General features: G+C 48.3%; 15 protein-coding genes. 7 read left to right on the top strand and 8 right to left on the bottom strand.

Going from position 1 to position 17,472, the window contains the following annotated elements; all coding sequences use genetic code 11:
- Positions 1-21: 21 nt before the first annotated feature.
- Positions 22-2,226, top strand: a complete 2,205-nt coding sequence (locus IC230_RS24315) for an ELWxxDGT repeat protein (RefSeq protein ID WP_191041658.1) — start codon at positions 22-24, stop codon at positions 2,224-2,226.
- 177 nt (positions 2,227-2,403) lie between these two features.
- On the opposite strand, the gene IC230_RS24320 is transcribed toward IC230_RS24315, so the two are convergent.
- Positions 2,404-3,333: a sugar phosphate isomerase/epimerase family protein gene (locus IC230_RS24320; RefSeq protein WP_191041659.1), complete on the bottom strand. Its 930-nt coding sequence runs from the start codon at positions 3,331-3,333 to the stop codon at positions 2,404-2,406.
- Positions 3,330-3,530 (bottom strand): hypothetical protein, encoded by a 201-nt coding sequence (locus tag IC230_RS24325; RefSeq protein ID WP_191041660.1) that lies wholly within the window; start codon positions 3,528-3,530, stop codon positions 3,330-3,332. Before IC230_RS24325 ends, IC230_RS24320 begins: the two co-directional genes overlap by 4 nt.
- Positions 3,531-3,548: 18 nt before the next feature.
- On the opposite strand from IC230_RS24325, the gene IC230_RS24330 reads away from it, so the two are divergent.
- The 4 genes from IC230_RS24330 (at position 3,549) to IC230_RS24345 (ending at position 6,805) form a co-directional block, all read left to right on the top strand.
- A complete protein-coding gene (locus tag IC230_RS24330; protein ID WP_191041661.1) occupies positions 3,549-4,526 on the top strand; it encodes a threonine ammonia-lyase in 978 nt (325 codons plus the stop codon).
- Positions 4,527-4,541: 15 nt separating this feature from the next.
- Positions 4,542-4,949 (top strand): GNAT family N-acetyltransferase, encoded by a 408-nt coding sequence (locus IC230_RS24335; protein WP_191041662.1) that lies wholly within the window; start codon positions 4,542-4,544, stop codon positions 4,947-4,949.
- A gap of 64 nt (positions 4,950-5,013) precedes the next feature.
- Positions 5,014-5,379, top strand: coding sequence for a DUF3471 domain-containing protein (locus IC230_RS24340; protein ID WP_191041663.1), 366 nt, complete (start codon positions 5,014-5,016; stop codon positions 5,377-5,379).
- 109 nt (positions 5,380-5,488) lie between these two features.
- The gene (locus IC230_RS24345) at positions 5,489-6,805 is read left to right on the top strand and encodes a PQQ-dependent sugar dehydrogenase (protein WP_191041664.1); all 1,317 of its coding nucleotides are present in this window, start codon (positions 5,489-5,491) and stop codon (positions 6,803-6,805) included.
- A 102-nt stretch (positions 6,806-6,907) separates the two neighbouring features.
- Here the strand turns inward: IC230_RS24345 and IC230_RS24350 are convergent, their stop codons facing one another.
- Positions 6,908-8,641, bottom strand: a complete 1,734-nt coding sequence (locus tag IC230_RS24350; RefSeq protein ID WP_191041665.1) for a hypothetical protein — start codon at positions 8,639-8,641, stop codon at positions 6,908-6,910.
- Entirely contained in the window at positions 8,631-9,233 is a 603-nt protein-coding gene (locus IC230_RS24355; protein WP_191041666.1) for an RNA polymerase sigma factor, read from the bottom strand. Before IC230_RS24355 ends, IC230_RS24350 begins: the two co-directional genes overlap by 11 nt.
- A 172-nt stretch (positions 9,234-9,405) precedes the next feature.
- Here IC230_RS24355 and IC230_RS24360 point away from each other — a divergent pair, with 172 nt between their 5' ends.
- Positions 9,406-10,116: an SGNH/GDSL hydrolase family protein gene (locus tag IC230_RS24360; protein WP_191041667.1), complete on the top strand. Its 711-nt coding sequence runs from the start codon at positions 9,406-9,408 to the stop codon at positions 10,114-10,116.
- Positions 10,117-10,195: 79 nt separating this feature from the next.
- On the opposite strand, the gene IC230_RS24365 is transcribed toward IC230_RS24360, so the two are convergent.
- A complete protein-coding gene (locus IC230_RS24365; protein ID WP_191041668.1) occupies positions 10,196-10,774 on the bottom strand; it encodes a hypothetical protein in 579 nt (192 codons plus the stop codon).
- A 455-nt stretch (positions 10,775-11,229) separates the two neighbouring features.
- Here IC230_RS24365 and IC230_RS24370 point away from each other — a divergent pair, with 455 nt between their 5' ends.
- Positions 11,230-11,541: a hypothetical protein gene (locus tag IC230_RS24370; protein WP_191041669.1), complete on the top strand. Its 312-nt coding sequence runs from the start codon at positions 11,230-11,232 to the stop codon at positions 11,539-11,541.
- 35 nt (positions 11,542-11,576) lie between these two features.
- On the opposite strand, the gene IC230_RS24375 is transcribed toward IC230_RS24370, so the two are convergent.
- The 3 genes from IC230_RS24375 to IC230_RS24385 form a co-directional block, all read right to left on the bottom strand.
- Positions 11,577-12,755, bottom strand: a complete 1,179-nt coding sequence (locus IC230_RS24375; RefSeq protein WP_191041670.1) for a glycoside hydrolase family 88 protein — start codon at positions 12,753-12,755, stop codon at positions 11,577-11,579.
- 167 nt (positions 12,756-12,922) lie between these two features.
- Positions 12,923-16,084 carry an efflux RND transporter permease subunit gene (locus tag IC230_RS24380; protein ID WP_191041671.1) on the bottom strand — a complete coding sequence of 1,054 codons (3,162 nt, stop codon included), beginning with the start codon at positions 16,082-16,084 and terminating at the stop codon, positions 12,923-12,925.
- Between the two features lie 70 nt (positions 16,085-16,154).
- Positions 16,155-17,306: an efflux RND transporter periplasmic adaptor subunit gene (locus IC230_RS24385; protein WP_191041672.1), complete on the bottom strand. Its 1,152-nt coding sequence runs from the start codon at positions 17,304-17,306 to the stop codon at positions 16,155-16,157.
- Positions 17,307-17,472 lie beyond the last annotated feature (166 nt).

Genomic DNA, 17,472 nt, shown 5'->3' on the forward strand with positions numbered 1-17,472 from the left:
CGTTAAACGAATCCTCTCATTATGAAAATACTCTACAGAAAATTAGGTAATTTACTTGTGTGGCCGTTTGTTTTGGGTAGTCTTGTCGTCAATGCCCAAACTCGTGTCAAGGACATTCGCTCTGGCGCTGCTTCATCAACGCCAGAGCAGCTTATTAACATCAACGGAGTTCTCTATTTTGTGGCTAATGATGGTGTGCATGGGAAGGAACTCTGGAAATCGGACGGCACGGAACAGGGTACAACACTTGTCAAAGACATCGGGCCGGATGCTGTTGATGGTGAGGTTAAGTATCTAACGAATGTAAATGGAACTGCATTTTTCAGCGCCAGGGTAGCGACTGGGTTCGGTGTAGTTGGAGAACTCTGGAAATCGGACGGTACGGCTGCTGGCACGGTAGAACTGCTGGATGGTCAGACGAACAAAGCAGAGAGTAAAGACCCTGCTAATTTGACCAGCGTGGGCGGTACACTCTATTACTCCAATACGCTGGCGCTGGGTGGATTCGGCTACACAGGGCTGTTTACATCAAACGGTACCAGTTCGCCCGGCACCCGGCGGATCAAGTATTATTCGTCCGAAGCGCCAGCTTATCCCAAAATTTCGCAGCTAACGGATGTCAATGGGACGCTCTATTTCATATACGCAGGAGGACTCTATAAATCGAATGGTACGGAAGCCACGACGACATTAGTAAAAACAATTACGTCCAGTACAGAAAACACAAAAATTCGGAACCTGATTAATGTCAACGGAACGCTCTTTTTTGCCGCCGATGAATCGTCAACGAATACGTATCGGCTCTGGAAATCAGATGGCACGGCTGCCGGTACGGTAAAAGTGAACGATGGAATCGGGAATCCGGCTGAAGCGGCAGATGCGGCTAATCTGACGAATGTAAATGGTACGCTGTATTACACAAACAGTGTTGTAAGGGCTGGAACGGGCATATACTGGGGCTTGTTCAAATCAAACGGACCCGATTATCCTAATGCCAGTTTCTTTGGGTCCTTCAGAAAATCTTCCAATGATAATCCGCTTAGCAACGACATCCCCTATGACGCTACGTCCGCTCAGGCTGCTCGACCGTCTGACTTAACGAATGTAAATGGAACATTATACTTCGTATTTGCCGGTAATCTCTGGAAGTCGGATGGTACGCGAGCTGGTACGGTAAAAATAACGGATGCAGTTGCGCCGAGCTATCTAACAAATGTGAACGGAACGCTTTATTTTGTCAGTGCGCAAAAGTCGATTTACAAGACGGACCCTACTTCCAGTACGGCATCAAGCGTTGTCATGTCATCTGATTTTACCTACAATCTAACAAACGTCAACGGCACGCTTTTTTACACACACAATGATCCTGCTACAGGTGTCGAGCTTTATAAAGTAGATACTGCACCGGTTGGACCACAGTCTCTGGTGCTTACTGCACCAATCTACAACTGTACAACCGGCCAATTTATCTTCCAGACGAGTGGGGGCGACAACACACTTATCGAATACATGGCTCCTGGTATAACAAGCTGGACAGCTAATCCAAACCAGTTTGTGGATACTGAACTTCGGACAGCTGCCGATGCTAAACCCATTGTGCTATACGCTCGCCAGAACGGGGTGATTGTTACAACTTTGTTCGACATACGGGCGCTGTGTCCGGTGGGTCAACCGCCCATGAACGGCGGGCTACAGCTGATCACTCCGCTCTATAATTGCCAAAGTGGTGCTTTTACGTTCCAGACAAGCGGGGGGAACAATACGCTGATTGAATACATGGCGCCCGGCATAACCAGCTGGACAACAAATCCCAACCAGTTTGTCGATACGGAATTGCGCACGGCTGCCGATGCTAAACCCATTACGCTGTACGCCCGTCAGAATGGATTAACCGTAACAGCTTTGTTTGATATACGGGCGCTGTGTCCGGTAAATTCTCCCGCTCGCGTGGCAGCACCGTCCAGGCTGGACGTAACCCTGAGGGCGAGGATTTACCCCAATCCCGTTTCAGAAAAATTTACAGTCGATATTGAGGGAGATACCGATCAACCCGTTCGGTTATGGTTGGTTGACGTAATGGGGCGAACAGTTATCGATCGACAGATTAAGCTGGATCAGCCACACCATTCGGAAGATGTAGGAATAGGCCAGCAGGAATCGGGCTTATACCTACTACGGATCAGCACACCTTCCCAAATACGAACGTTGAACGTATTGAAACGCTGAAATACCGAGTTCCTGATGGGATAAATGGGTAACTGTAATCCGTTTTTATTGAAATTACTGACTAAATCAGATAAGAAGATGATCAATAACGAATCATAACTTCTAAACAGAACAGGCTTGGCAAAGTGCCAAGCCTGTTCTGTTTAGAAGTTATGATTTCAGATTAGCGTTAACGCCCTACGCCATTGGGCCCATACGTTCCAGCAAGGCTTTCGATTTACGGATTCCTTCGTATTCGTCCAACGTATCACCCTCATATTCGATACCGGCTATGCCTTTAAAACCGCTGTCTTTCACGATTTTCAACATGCGGGTATAGTCGGTTTCGACGCAGTTGCCGTTCGCGTCGAAGTTGTAGAACTTCGTTGAGACGCCCCCTTTGGTATACGGCATCAGTTCTTTCACGCCCTGGTAGCGGTCGTACTCTTCCAGGCAGGAGTGCCCTTCGCCACGCTTAATGCAGAAATTGCCGAAATCAGGTAACGTACCAACGTTTTTCATATTTACCTGCTTCATAATGCCCGATAGCCATTTCCCGTTGGAGGAAGGACCGCCGTGATTTTCAACAATCACATTGATAGTCATGGTTTTGGCAAACTCACCTAATTTGCTGAGGCTCTCGACCGCAGCCTTGGCCATTTCTTCTTCGGTGCCCTGTCCGGCTGCGTTTACCCGAATGGTTTTACAACCCAGATACTTCGCGCATTCGACCCATTTGTGGTGATTCTCAATAGCCTGCGCGCGCTTGGTCGCATCAGGTGAAGCCATATCTCCTTCACCGTCAATCATGATCAGGTGATTGGTAATGCCATTGTCTTTGCAACGGGTAAGCAGATCGTTCAGATACGTTTTATCCTGCGCTTTGTCCTTGAAGAACTGATTGACGTATTCAACAATACTGATATCGAACTCTTTACGGGCGATGCCGGGAAAATCCAGATTCGTGATTTTCTTAGCGAACAGGGCTTTGTGCAATGACCACTCGGCCAGCGAAATATCGAACCACATTTTTTTAGGAGGAGTTTCGGCAAAAGCAGTTGGAAAAACGGCCATACCCGCCAGCGAAACAGCAGCTTGTTTCAAAAACGAACGACGATTGGAGGTCATAACAGAATAGGTTTGACAATGAGGACTGGCAGCCAAAGACCGCTTTCCGTTACGTAAAAGCAGACTGCTACGTCGAAAATACTCATGACTAATTCGGCCACCTTTATGGATTCGGGCTTGTCTTGTAGCGGATTTAGACTCTGTGCAAAACAAGCCGTACAAGCCTGAAGGAGAAATTCTTCGTAATTTGCCACCATTCGACTACTACGTACCCAATGATTTCTTTCGAGACCATTCAGCAAGCTCACGACCGAATCCGGCCATATATTCATCGGACGCCCGTTCTGACCAATCAGACCATCGACGAACTGGCCGGGGCTAAGCTATTTTTTAAGTGTGAAAACTTCCAGAAAATCGGTGCTTTTAAAGCACGGGGCGGTTTAAATGCCGTGCTGCAGGTAGCGGCCAATAAAGAAGGTAAGGCCATTACAACGCACTCGTCTGGGAATCATGCGCAAGCAGTGGCTTTTGCCGCCCGACAGGTTGGCTTACCTGCTTACATTGTTATGCCACGTACCGCCCCGCATGTCAAAAAGGCGGCTGTGTTGGGCTACGGTGCCGAAGTGATTGAATGTGAGCCAACCCTTGAAGCCCGAGAACAGGGCGTCCGTGATGTGATCGAACGAACGGGTGCGGTGCTGGTCCACCCGTTCGATGATGATCGCGTCATCGCCGGGCAGGCAACCGCGACAAAAGAACTGATTGAGGATGCCGGGATGGAGAAGTACGGCACTGAGCCGGAACGCCGGACCAGACCATTCGATTCAATTTTAGCGCCCGTTGGCGGGGGAGGGCTGTTGAGTGGCACAGCGCTGACGACACATTACCTGTCGCCAGCAACGCGCGTGGTTGCCGGAGAACCTGAAGGCGCGGCAGATGCAATTTTATCGTTCCACAGTGGACGGATTGAGAAAGCCCCCTATATCAACACCATTGCTGATGGCCTGATGACCACGCTCAGTGAGCGAACTCTGGCGATTATTCGTGAACATGTCGCTGATATTTTAACCGTTTCGGACGCAGAAATTATTGCCGCCATGCGACTGGTTTGGGAGCGGATGAAAATCATTATCGAGCCATCCTGTGCGGTCCCACTGGCTGTAGTCCTGAAACATAAGGACCAGTTTGCAGGGCAGAAAATCGGTCTTATTTTAACCGGCGGGAATGTCGATTTAGGAAAACTGCCATTTTAATTTCAGAACTGACCTATGGTTGCCATCCGTTCTATCGCTCACGAACAGACGTATCCGCTCCGTCACTCAGTGCTTTGGCCCGATAAGCCGTTTGATTACGTAAAAGTTGAAAATGATGCTGAAGGACATCATTTTGGTGCATTTGAGGATGACAAGTTAATTGCCGTGATTTCACTATTTGTCAGCGATGGAGCGGCTCGTTTTCGGAAGTTTGCGGCCCATCCTGACCGTCAGCGACAGGGGATCGGTACGCGCTTGATGAAACACATCATCACCGAAGCCCGGCATTTAGGTGCTACGACACTCTGGTGCGACGCTCGATTGGACGCGGCTGATTTCTATCGGCGTTTCGACATGAAAGCCGTAAGCGAGGTATTTTACAAAGGGCCTATTCCGTACGCCAAATTTTCGCGTACCTTGTAAAACTTCTTAATGGCGTGGTACATCCTGATAGACGTATTATCTAACCATAAACCCTTATCAACCAATGAAACTGTTTGTAAACTTTCTTTTTCTGATCAGCTTGTCGATGCTGGTCAACGTAGCAAACGCCCAGTCAGCGCCAGCTTCGTCTGCCGATTCAACGAAAGCGTATGCCGGTTCATACACGTTTGCCAGTGGTTCGCCTGTTCAAAAATACGTTATCACTGCCGAAAAGGGGGAGATCTATGGCGCTGCCGATGACTATGGAAAAAATAAACTGGTTAAACAGGCCAAAGTAGATACGTATAAGTCAACCAGTTCGTATGGTTCGATCATTACGTTTGTTCGGGATGCTACGACAAAAGCGGTAACAGGACTGACCATGGCCATTCAGGGAAGTGAATTAACGGCTAAAAAAGACAATCCGTAACTAAACGGCTCATCTATGAGTTGAAGGTTTATGTGTATCAACAAGGATTGATACGTAGCAGCTTGCCACGTAACGATCGGTAAAGCACGTAAACACAATTGACTCAACGATGAAAACAACATTTGCTCTGTCAGCCACTGTGCTGGCTGTAACGATGCTGGCTTGTAGCCAGAAAAAAGAAGCGAACCAGACCGAAACATCGGTTGTTGCCGCCGACACAACCATTGAGCTGCCTGCGCCATACGCAACCAAATCAGCCAAGAATTTTAGCAACGTAACAGGTTGGTCTGAGGGGGAAACTCCGAAGGCACCCGCTGGATTTGCCGTTACGGAATTTGCCCGGGATCTGGCGAGCCCACGCTGGATATACGTAGCGCCCAATGGCGATATTTTCGTTGCCGAGGCCAACACTGAGCGTGATAAACCCAAAGATATAGCCCTCAATGCTGTTACAGGACGAAACAAGTCGGAACGGACTGGTGCCAGTGCCAACCGCATCACGCTTTTTCGCGACACGAACAAAGACGGAAAACCTGACCTGAAAGAAGTATTCCTTACGGGTTTGAATCAGCCTTTTGGTATGTTGGTGTTAGGTGACTATTTCTACGCAGCCAATACGGATGGGTTGATGCGCTATGATTACAAGCCGGGCCAGACGAAAATAACCGCGCCAGGAAAAAAGATTCTGGATTTGCCAGCTGGTGGTTATAACAATCACTGGACGCGTAATTTGCTGGCTAGTCCTGATGGAAAGAAAATTTTTATCACGGTTGGTTCAGGCAGTAATGTGGCTGAACACGGCATTGATAACGAGAAACGTAGAGCGAATATCCTGGAAATCAATCCGGACGGCACCGGCGAGCGCATTTATGCCAGCGGCCTGCGAAATCCGGTTGGGATGGATTGGCAGCCCACTACTAAAGTTCTGTATACAGCTGTTAATGAACGTGACGAACTGGGCGATGATCTGGTACCTGACTACATGACCAGTGTGAAAGAAGGCGCCTTTTATGGCTGGCCTTACGCTTATTTAGGCCCGAACGAAGATCCACGTCGGAAAGGTGAGCGCCCCGATCTGGTCAAAAAGACACTCGTCCCTGATGTTCCCTTAGAATCACATACCGCGTCGCTCGGACTAGCTTTTTACGACAAAACGGCCTTCCCTGAAAAATACCGGAACGGTGCTTTCATTGGGCAACATGGCTCCTGGAACCGCTCGAAACTCGTAGGTTATAAAGTTGTGTTTGTGCCGTTTCAGGATGGTAAGCCTGGAAAACCCGAAGATTTTTTGACAGGATTTCTGGCCGGAAATAACAAAGATGTGCATGGTCGGCCTGTCGGGGTTACCGTGATGCCTGACGGTTCGATGCTGGTTGCCGATGACGCATCAGGCCGCATTTGGCGGGTAGCATCAAGCAAGTCATAAGAATCGAAAGATAAGTAGGTCCAAAAGCATCAGTGGCTGACACGCAGGTTTTCACGCCTATGTCAGCCACTGATGCTTTTTTTTAGACAACGTTTATGCCTATTAAAACTGGTACAATAGTCTGGCCCGCAAGCCAACTGTCGTATTTTTCTGCCAGTTGAGGTCTGGTTGTTTCAGCTGTTGGTTACTTTGTATGGGTATGTTTAGCACGGGGCTAGCCTGTACGACCCAGTGACTACGTTGCCATTCGATCCCCGTAGTTAAGGCAAAATTGCTGACGAGGGCAACCGGTTGACTTCTGGTCGTATTTATCTCATCAAACCCACGCTGTACTTGAGGCTTTAAAGGCAGTTTTAATATATCGCGGCAGTAGTAAGTTATATTTTCTGAGTTCGTCAGGTTTAAATACATACCAGCCGTGGGTAAGAAGGTTAAACTCTGATTAATCGGAATTCGATAGCCAAGACTTACCGGTATCTGAAGCCGTATTTGTCGCGTGTCAATGTTTAAAATATCCCGCCAGGCATCATTAGGACGGGCAAATTCCTTTCGGAAATCGCGCTCGGTGCGGTCATTGAAATCTTCTTCAGTAATAAATCGGTTCAGGAACGTAGCCTGACTAAGACCGACGCCCAGCGTCCAGTGCCGCCCAAGTAAAACTTCCGTAAAGACGCCTGCACTCCACAAACGAGAGGTAACTTCTCCACCCACACCCGCCCGGAAACGAGTTGCTACCTGCTGCACGGGCTGGCTGGCAGGTGTCTGCGCCTGTGTTTGGGCAGGTTCTGCATTAACTACCGTTGTGCGGGCTGGACGCATTCGTTTCGCCCGCTGGGCCAATGCCGCTCCCCAGTTTATACCTTCAGTCGATAAGGGCAAACTGGCAATTGTCTCGTAGGTCGCCGAGGTCTCGTTCGTTGTCCCCGCCGTTTCAGTTGGGTTGGCTTTATTATCCCCGACATTCGTATTGGCTACTACGTTTCCCTGATCATCAGCAGAAGTTGACGGTAATACGTCGTTACGTCTCGTCTCCCGATTCCGCCCACCCTTCGTCTGACCAATTGAATTTTTTTCGTTTGTAAGCGTATTGGACGGTTTAACAGACGTATTAGTCGATTTATTGATTACTGATGATTCGTTATTGGTATTCTTGGCAACAGAAGGAGTAGAGGATACATCATACGATTCCGTTTGTTGGTTTTTAGTCTGGTTAGTAGGTTGACGCGTAATGACCGGAGAAGCCGTAGGGTTATCAGTAGCGTACCGTTGTTCCGGAGGTGTCTCCGTATGTTGACTAAATCGCTCGTCACTACGTATCTCCGATCGTACGTCTGCCCTTGTTCGTGATGGTACAGGAACGTAACGAGTAATGTAAACCGTATCCGGACGAACGGCCTGACTCTCGTTCCGATTCGCTGAAGCCGTTGTTTCCTGTGATTTTTGAGCGGACGTAGTTTTATCCACATGCACTACGTCGGGCTGTACGCGTTCGTTCAGAATCACATCCGAACCCGAGACCGATGGGACTGGTGCGGATTGTTTTGTAGCATTCGGATGCAGTTGCCCGATTGTCTGGCGGAGCTGGTTGATTTCCTGCCGCTGCCAGATACTGAAGGCGATTAAGGCAACTGTGCTGATAGACGCAGCTGCCAGAAGCCATGACTGCCCCGACCAGACACCACCTGAAAATGGGCTATTCGCGCCAGGGGTGTTAGGCTGGTATAAGTTAGCGTCTTTGAGCGTTGACTGCATCCGCGCCCAATCTTTGTCGGTAAACTCCGGCCGAATACTTTCCAGTTTTCGCCGGATAATATCGGTAAATCGGTCAGTTTTCATGATATGGAATCGTAGCTGTTGAGCCAGTCTTAGCGTGGTAGGCTTGTTTGATGAGAAGTTGCAATTTCTGTCGGGCACGCGCGTAATTCGATCGCACCGTCGCTTCGTTATGGTTCAAAATTCCGGCGATTTCATGCAGGCTGTACCCATCCACTACATGCATCATAAAAACCGTTCGATACGTTGGGCTGAGTTGCTGCACTAACGCCAGAATCTCTTCGGCGGCAATCTGATCGACAATGTCATCGTTAACCGCCACCTGCTCTCCCATTTCCAGCGAACTATGCTGATCCTGCCGGTGATTTTTTCGGTAGTGGCTAATGGAAGTGTTAACCAGAATTGTTCGTAGCCAGGCCTTGAAAGGCAACGTTTCATCGTAGCTGTCTAAATGCTGAAACGCTTTGAGAAACCCTTCGTTCAGAACATCTTCGGCTTCTTCGACGCTCGATGTGTAGCGGAGACAGATACTTTTGGCGTAACCAAAAAATTGTTTGAACAGCGTTCGTTGCGCTCGCGGATCGTTGGCGCGGCAAGCCCGAATGACACTCAGTAAGTCATTGTCGGCGAACGTAGACGATTTTCGGAAAAACAAAGTTCGGGCAGATTAACGTAAACAATCCTGATTACAAAGACACTACGCTTTTCCAACCTATAACGTTGCAGGCCTCTATCAAGTTATCTTTTTTTATTTGTACTGCCACATTTGTCTGCAACGTAACGTAAAGGCAATAAATGGGTTTACTCACCCCGTTTATTGGTGTGCAATGAAAGTGTTAGTGATTGGTGATGAACATACCTACGGCTATGGGCTGTCGGGTGGAAAACTAAGCTATTTGGGGCATTTTATCCGTCACATTAGCCGGACGGGACAAGATATTTCGGTTGAAGCGTACGCACATTTGACGATGCCACAAATCGCATTGACGCTGGCCCAACTGCCTCTGGATCGCTATGACCTCATCATCCTACAGTTCAATCACAACCTGTTGCAGTCTACCAAAAACGATCTGTCGGGTATGCCGCGGGTAGCGATGCCTATTTTGCCTCATCCGCTGGCGCTGGAAAAACCAAAAGTCCACGTTACGTTTCTGAATCGTTTAAAAGCGCTTAAAACCGCCTTGCTCTCCATGGTTTGGCCACCCTATGGTTTAGCGGGTATATCGGCTTTACTGAAGCAGTTACGTCCTTATCGTCATAATGTATTGTTACTAACCCCGTTGCCACACCGAACGTGGGTTAGCCGATGGCTGCAAAGACAAAGCCGATCTATTCTGCTGGAAGAGGCTGATCAACAGATTTTTAGTGTTTTTGATGCCGATTCGGTTATTCAACTTCGGGAAGAGTATTTTCTGCCGAATGATCCTGAACACCTGAGTGCGGTTAGTCATGAGTTGTTAGGCCGCGTACTGTTCGATTTTTACCAATCTGCTCCAACCATTGTCACAGTCCAGTCTGTCCGACGGGAGCAAGAGTAATGGTATAACAACTGCGCTGGCATAGTTTGTACCTAGCCATGCCAGTGCAGTCCGTGAAATGCCAGGGTTATACCAATACTTAAGGTAACTTAGCCTGAAACAATCCATTCTTAAAATTGACTCTCTCAGCCGCATCGGATGTAGACTGGCTACTGTTGTCTCTGAGTAAAGAAACCTCGAACGTACCCTCAATTTCACCTCGTTGCAGGTCATATCTGGTAATCCTGATCGTTCCATTCCTGGTTAAGTCTGGTTTGTATTGATCTCGAATTACATCGCCCCCAATTAATGTCATAAAACTTACACCTACTTGATTTGTGCTGGCTGAACAGGATTGTTGAGTCGAGACGGTATACACCCCCACAGCTAAAGGTACGCCGATAAATGTAAGCGATTGATCTCCGCAATACCCTGCACAAAGGGTAGGAGATTGTAATCGGGCTTTTGGATAGGGTAACTTGTTTTGGATAATGAGGTTAACCGTATTAACCCCACTAGGGTCACTGGTAATGCCGTTTCGCCAGGTAGTCGAAAAGCCACCCCAAGCCTGTTCATTCAACACAGCACTTGTATCTCCGCTAAAAGCGGGATCAGGAGTAGATTTTGAGCACCCCAATAACCCGATCAATAGGATCAAAAGCGACTTCAAGGTCTTCATAAATATGTTTTCCTGGGTAGACCGAAATCAAGCGGTAAGCGTTGGCATTCCCTATTGTACAGAGATTGTAAGTGTGGTAAAACCTGATACTCATCATGTCTTCGGCTGATGAGTATTTTTTTTGTTACGTTTTCAGTCATAGGCTGAGTGGTCTAATTGAACGATTTTTGTTACTATTTCACGAACCAGCATAAAGGTTTGGTTATCACGTAGCAAGCAGCACTGAGCCTTTATTGATTCTAATGCTGCCTGCGCGTTGAAACTAACGGTCTGCGAAAGGGAAAACGTAGTGACTGGGACCGCACAGTTAGGCTTGCCGGTTCAGATGTGCGTTTACTTACTTCGTTCTCTTAAAATGAGGTTCTTTGCTATACACTATTTTTTGATCGTCAGCAAGGACCAACCTTGAAGAGTTGGGGATACTCTCAATTTCTAGTCATTAAATTATACTCAACATGAAACGCTTTTCAGTATTATATCTGCTCAACGAGCACTTTCATCATATTGGCTGTCGAACGCAGGCCGAGGCTGAATCACTTCTGCAACGGCTTTTGATGGATTCAAGACGAATTCCGGTGGGCATTTACGATGCCAAGACTGAACTCTTCGCCTGGGAACCCCTTCGCCAGCGGGCCTATAACCAGTCCGGTATTGGCGAGCAAGGGAAGCTGGGTGATCAGATCATAACTATTGCTGAAGCCTTGCGCCATGGAAATTCGAGTGGGCAAAGCTTAGTTAACGTTCAGAAAACCAGCTTTTTCGCCTGAATACTAGGTGGGATAGGGTTCTAATAGATCGTTAGTTAAGATTTAAAGCTTCCCTTTTTATTCAGCGCATCATAACGTAGCAACGCTTCCAGGTAATAGTAGTCAGCATAGACGATAGGCGTATTGACCTCACTTTTTTGTGGTTTGGAACCTACGCTATGTTTCAGAATAAAATTATTGTTCTCGCCTAAAGTCGCTTTGTAGGCGGGGCTGGCTAAGCTCTCCAGCATCTTCACGGCTGACTGATAATACGTCTTAGCAGAAGGACCACCGTAGGTACAGAGTTCGAGTAGGGCAGAGGCTGTAATGGCTCCCGCTGATGCATCGCGCTCTTCATTCGGAATATTGGGTGCATTGAAATCCCAGTACGGAATTTTGTCGGCGGGTAAATTCGGGTGTTTCAGATAGAAATCAGCAATGTGCCGGGCCTGAGCCAGGTATTTGGGATCTTTCGTTTCGCGATACATTACCGTATAGCCATACAATCCCCACGCCTGTCCCCTCGCCCAGGCCGAATTGTCGGCGGCACCCTGCGCCGTTTTCTTCGCAGCCACTGTACCATCTGGATTATAGCAAATGACGTGGTAACTGCTATAATCAGGCCGATAATGGTTTTTCAACGTATTGTCGGCATGAGTCAGGCAAATGTCCCGGAATTCCTTGTTCCCCGAAGTTTTCGCGGCCCAAAACAGAAACTCCAGATTCATCATGTTGTCGATGATAACGGGATAATTGTAGGTCTGAAATTTATTCCACGACTTAATGACCCCAACTTTTGGATCAAACCGTGTCGATAGCGACTTGGCACCGGTCAGCATGATCGGTTTGTAAGCCGCATTTTTGGTCAGTCGATAGCCATTGCCGAACGGGCAATACAGCATAAAGCCGAGGTCATGTGTACCGGTATTGTATTGTTCTTTGGCTACGGCCATTGTCCATTTATGAGCCGCTTCTTTCCAGACAGGATCATTGGTACGTTCGTATAGATACCAGAGCGAACCACCAAAGAAACCACTACACCACCAATCAGATTTTCGATCATCGGGCGTCCCGTCGGGCTTTGTAGACTGGGGAAACTTGGTCGTGTCGGGATGACTCTTCAGCATAAGGCCATACTGCTGAGTCGCAAAGGCAAATTCTTTATTGACGTCAATAGGAGTTTGGGCGATGGCCATATGGCCGATCAAAAGAAAAAGTAATACGTAGCGTTTCATGCGAATGGAGTTGTCAAAAAGCGACCATTGGTTTGTGCGATAATGGCCTGTTAGTAAACTAAGCAGAAAGCACCTAATTTTTAACCAACCGTAGTCGACTAAAAAACGAACAGGGGTGAATCTGTAACTCAGATTCACCCCTGTTGCGACTAGTACTATTACTGATACTATATCTGTACTTGCATCTCCTGAGGCTTTGTGGTATCGCCAGTAGGACGACCTTCCGGTTGAGGCAGCGGTCGTTTCTCCGTAGGATTCGGTCCTGGATTTTCGGGCTGTACATCCTTCCGGCGGGTCAGGTATGTGTAAATGACCGGCACTACGTAGAGCGTCAGAACGAGAGAGAAAATCAGACCGCCTACAATAACGATACCCAGCGGAATCCGGCTTTTTGAGGCTGAACCAAGCGCCAGAGCAAGCGGCAACGCGCCAAAAGCGGCCACAAGAGTTGTCATCAGAATCGGTCGCAGACGTAGTGCCGCTGACTCAGCAGCCGCTTCAAATTTATTCTTGCCCGTCAGCCGCTGTTCATTCGCGAACTCCACGATCAGAATCCCGTTTTTCGTGACCAGACCCACGAGCATGATGATACCAATCTGGCTGAAAATGTTCAGCGTCTGATTAAACATCCATAGCGAGAACACGGCTCCGGCAAGCGCCAGTGGTACCGTAATCATGATGATGAACGGGTCGATAAACGAATCGAATTGAGCCGCTAAGATTAGATAAACCAGAACCAGCGCCAGAGCGAAGGCAAATAACGTATTACCCGAACTCTCCGCGTAATCGCGCGAGGGGCCAGAAAGCGCTGTCTGGAACGTATCATCAAGCGTACGAGCGGCAATAGCCCGCATAACCTCTACGCCATCACCAACCGTTTTGCCGGGAGCCAGACCCGCCGAGACTGTCGCCGATTTAAATCGGTTGTAGTGATATACCTGCGGTGGACTACTAACCTCCTGAAACTTAACCAGATTGTCCAGCTGAATAAGTTGCCCTGCATTCGAGCGGACGTAGAACGATGCCAAATCCACGGGAGCGTCCCGGTCGTCGCGAGCTACCTGCCCAATTACCTGATACTGCTTTCCATTCATCAGGAAGTAAGCCAACCGACGGTTACTCAAGGCTAATTGCAGCGTCTGCGCTACGTCCTGTACCGAAACGCCTAGATTCGTTGCCTTTTCGCGTTCGATGGTAATGTTCAGTTCCGGCTTATTGAATTTTAAATCAACATCGGAGTTTTGGAACGTGGGATCTTTCTGGACTTCATCCAGGAATTTTGGCAGTTTCTCCCGCAGCTTTTCAAAGTTCAGATTCTGAATAACGAACTGAACCGGTAGCCCTCCTCCCTGACGACCAACCTGAATGGTCTGGTCCTGTGTGGGAAATATGCGGGCTTCGCTGAATTTTTTGAAGTTCTTGGTTAGGTAGTCGACAATCTCCTGCTGAGACCGTTTTCGGTCGGCTGGATCGGTCATGTTCACCATCACAAACGACGAATTCACGGCTCCTGCTCCCGAAAAACCAGGCGCTACAACACTAAAGGCCAGCTTGTTTTCCGGAACCGAGTCGAGTACGAACTGCAGAACCTTGTCGGTTATAGCTGATTGGGCTTCGAAGCTGGTCCCTTCAGGTGAGGTGATTGAAATTCGGGTACGGCCCCGGTCTTCGAGCGGAGCCAGCTCGGATTTAAGAAATGATCCCAACCCTAAAATCAGCAATAAACAGACGCCGATTATTGCGAACGCCCAACCTCGCTTGCGCATGAAACTATTCAATGAGTCGCGGTACGTTTCGTCCAGCCAGTTAAAAAACGGTTCGGTTTTTCGATAAAACCAGGAGCGACCGTGGTTTTTACTAGTCAGTTTTACGCTCAACACAGGCGTTAGCGTCAACGAAACGAAGGCCGAAATCAAAACGGCCCCTGCGACTACGATACCAAACTCACGGAATAATCTTCCCACAAATCCCTGGAGGAAGATGATGGGTAAGAATACAATAGCCAGGGTAATAGATGTTGATATAACCGCGAAGAAAATTTCGTTGGAACCTTCCTTGGCTGCGGTTTCGGTATCCATCCCTTCTTCAACCTTCTTGAAGATATTCTCCGTTACGACAATACCATCGTCAACGACCAGACCCGTTGCCAGTACGATCCCTAGCAGCGTCAGTACGTTAATACTGAAGTCGGCCAGATACATAATGAAGAATGCGCCAATAAGCGATACGGGAATGTCGATCAGTGGACGGAACGCAATAAGCCAGTCGCGGAAGAACAGGTAGATGACCAGTACCACCAGCACAAACGAGATGAGCAGGGTTTCGCCCACTTCCTCAATGGCCCGACGGATAAAGATGCTTCGGTCTGTCCCAACATAAACGATGATGTCTTCAGGTAAATCTTTTTTTAACTGATCAAACCGTTTGTAGAACTCATCAGCAATGCTCACGTAGTTAGCACCTGGCTGTGGAATCAACGCCAGAATTACACCGACGGCTCCGTTCTGCTTTGACGTTGTTTCTTCATTTTCAGCTCCGAGCAAGGCATAGCCAACATCCTTAAAACGGATAATCTGGTTACTGGTCTGCCGCAGAATCAGGTTATTAAAGTCATCCTCAGTAGTTAACCGACCTACGGCTTTTACCGTCAGCTCAGTCGTATTGCCATAAACCTTTCCTCCCGGTAATTCAACGTTCTGCGCTGTTAAAGCAGTCTGAATATCCTGTGCTGTCAGGCGATAGGCCGACATTTTAATCGGGTCAATCCAAAGCCGCATCGCCTGGCGTTTTAAGCCAAAAATGTTAGCCTGGCTGACGCCCGGAATGGTCTGTAGTCGTTCCTGAAGCACGTTTTCGGCATAGTCCGACAATTGCGTGGCGCTACGTGTCGTGCTCTGCACGTTCATGAAAATAATCGGGTCCGAGTTAGCGTCGGCTTTCGTCACAACGGGTGGCGCATCGATGTCTTGTGGCAGTTGTCGCTGAGCCTGCGATACCTTGTCGCGTACATCGTTGGCCGCCTGCTCCAGATTGGCGTCCAGGTTAAACTCAACCGTAATCGTGCTGGCCCCTAAGGAACTGTTCGATGAGATCGTTCGAATGCCTTCGATACTGTTAAGCGATTTTTCAATAGGCTCAGTAATTTGCGATTCAATGATTTCGGGGTTCGCTCCAGTATAATTGGTACGTACCGAAATCACGGGTGGGTCAATGGCCGGGTATTCGCGAACACCGAGAAAGGTGAAGCCGATGATACCGAACAGTACGATAACAATCGACATCACCATCGCGAACACGGGCCGGTTCAGGCTTAATTCGGGTAGACTCATGATTGAGTTACAGCGTTATAGAGTTTTGGATGCGTCAGACACCTGTATAACTGTACAACTGTTTAACGTTTTAGTTTGCGGCTATTTTGGGACTAGTGCCCGGTATCGTAATAACCTTCCCAACCTTAACCGGTGAATCGGGCTTTAGAAACAGCAGACCGGTTGTAGCCACCGTATCACCCCGTTGCAGTCCAGACAAAATCTGAATGGTACCTGCGGTACGAAGACCGGTTTTTACATCTTTAAAAACGGCTTTGCCATTTTTTACAACGATGACCTGATTCGTACGCGTTTGCGGAATAACGGCCTGTGTCGGAACCACTAAACTCTGCTCATTTTGAACCGTTAACGTAACGCGGGCAAACGTACCAGGTCGAAACCGTATAGACGCATTATTGACGCGCGCCCGGATGCGGAGGTTACGCGTTTGTTCTTCTACGCCCGGCTCAATGGCATAAACAACGGCCTGGCTAGGCTGCACACTTCCATCCACGGAAAACAAAATCTGACTTCCAGGATGTACGTACTGACCGTATTTTTCAGGAATTGAAAAGTCCAGCTTTAGCGATGATACCTGCTGTAAGCGAACAATTAACGTATTGGGAGACACTAAAGCTCCGGCACTCACATTTCGTAAACCAATAATACCCGAAAAGGGTGCCCGAATTTCGGTTCGTTGAAGATTGGCTTTAACCAGATCAATATCTGCCAGCGACGATCGCAGATTAGTCGTTACGATGTCGTATTCCTGCTGACTAATACCCCCTCGTTCCAGCAGTTGCTTGTTCCGCTCTTCCGTACGACGGGCATTGTCGGCCTGCGCCTGAAGCTTTTGCAACTGCGCCCGTAAATCGGCATCGAACAGTTTTACTAACAAATCGCCTTTTGCTACAGGCTGCCCTTCGCGAATGTTGAGCTGGATGATACGCGCCGAAATTTCGGGATAGATATCTACCTGCTCGTTAGGCAGTAAGGAACCGCTGGAAACAACATCTTCTTTGAGTCGCTGGGAGATAACGACAAAGCCATTTACGCTCGCTGGACCTCCTCCGCCCTGTCCGCCTTTGCCACCTGCTCCCCCCTTTCCTTCAGAACCGCCTTTACCACCTCCTCCGCCCGAACCGCCGGGTGAAGACCCTGGAGCGGGGTGTAACACTTTATTATACACAATTATCCCGCCGAGCACCAAAACGACGAGACCGATAGCAATCCATCTTTTCACAGAGTAATTATTTGCAGGAAGAACTAGAGATTTTAACGACAGAACAGCCGCTATTGTTACAGAATGCAAATCTATCAACGTTAGCGACTATTTCAAGACGCAAATACCCGAATATGAGCGGATTCCATAATTGTTTTTTTACCGTGTTTAGCAGGCTGTAAATGTT

Origin of the sequence: Spirosoma validum, from assembly GCF_014699035.1 — a bacterium.
Lineage (GTDB): Bacteria > Bacteroidota > Bacteroidia > Cytophagales > Spirosomataceae > Spirosoma > Spirosoma validum.

Excerpts from the sequence above, each read along its gene's own strand:
- IC230_RS24315 (WP_191041658.1), top strand. The coding sequence starts at position 22 with ATGAAAATACTCTACAGAAAATTAGGTAATTTACTTGTGTGGCCGTTT.
- IC230_RS24320 (WP_191041659.1), bottom strand. The coding sequence starts at position 3,333 with ATGACCTCCAATCGTCGTTCGTTTTTGAAACAAGCTGCTGTTTCGCTG.
- IC230_RS24325 (WP_191041660.1), bottom strand. The coding sequence starts at position 3,530 with ATGGTGGCAAATTACGAAGAATTTCTCCTTCAGGCTTGTACGGCTTGT.
- IC230_RS24330 (WP_191041661.1), top strand. The coding sequence starts at position 3,549 with ATGATTTCTTTCGAGACCATTCAGCAAGCTCACGACCGAATCCGGCCA.
- IC230_RS24335 (WP_191041662.1), top strand. The coding sequence starts at position 4,542 with ATGGTTGCCATCCGTTCTATCGCTCACGAACAGACGTATCCGCTCCGT.
- IC230_RS24340 (WP_191041663.1), top strand. The coding sequence starts at position 5,014 with ATGAAACTGTTTGTAAACTTTCTTTTTCTGATCAGCTTGTCGATGCTG.
- IC230_RS24345 (WP_191041664.1), top strand. The coding sequence starts at position 5,489 with ATGAAAACAACATTTGCTCTGTCAGCCACTGTGCTGGCTGTAACGATG.
- IC230_RS24350 (WP_191041665.1), bottom strand. The coding sequence starts at position 8,641 with ATGAAAACTGACCGATTTACCGATATTATCCGGCGAAAACTGGAAAGT.
- IC230_RS24360 (WP_191041667.1), top strand. The coding sequence starts at position 9,406 with ATGAAAGTGTTAGTGATTGGTGATGAACATACCTACGGCTATGGGCTG.
- IC230_RS24365 (WP_191041668.1), bottom strand. The coding sequence starts at position 10,774 with ATGAAGACCTTGAAGTCGCTTTTGATCCTATTGATCGGGTTATTGGGG.
- IC230_RS24370 (WP_191041669.1), top strand. The coding sequence starts at position 11,230 with ATGAAACGCTTTTCAGTATTATATCTGCTCAACGAGCACTTTCATCAT.
- IC230_RS24375 (WP_191041670.1), bottom strand. The coding sequence starts at position 12,755 with ATGAAACGCTACGTATTACTTTTTCTTTTGATCGGCCATATGGCCATC.
- IC230_RS24380 (WP_191041671.1), bottom strand. The coding sequence starts at position 16,084 with ATGAGTCTACCCGAATTAAGCCTGAACCGGCCCGTGTTCGCGATGGTG.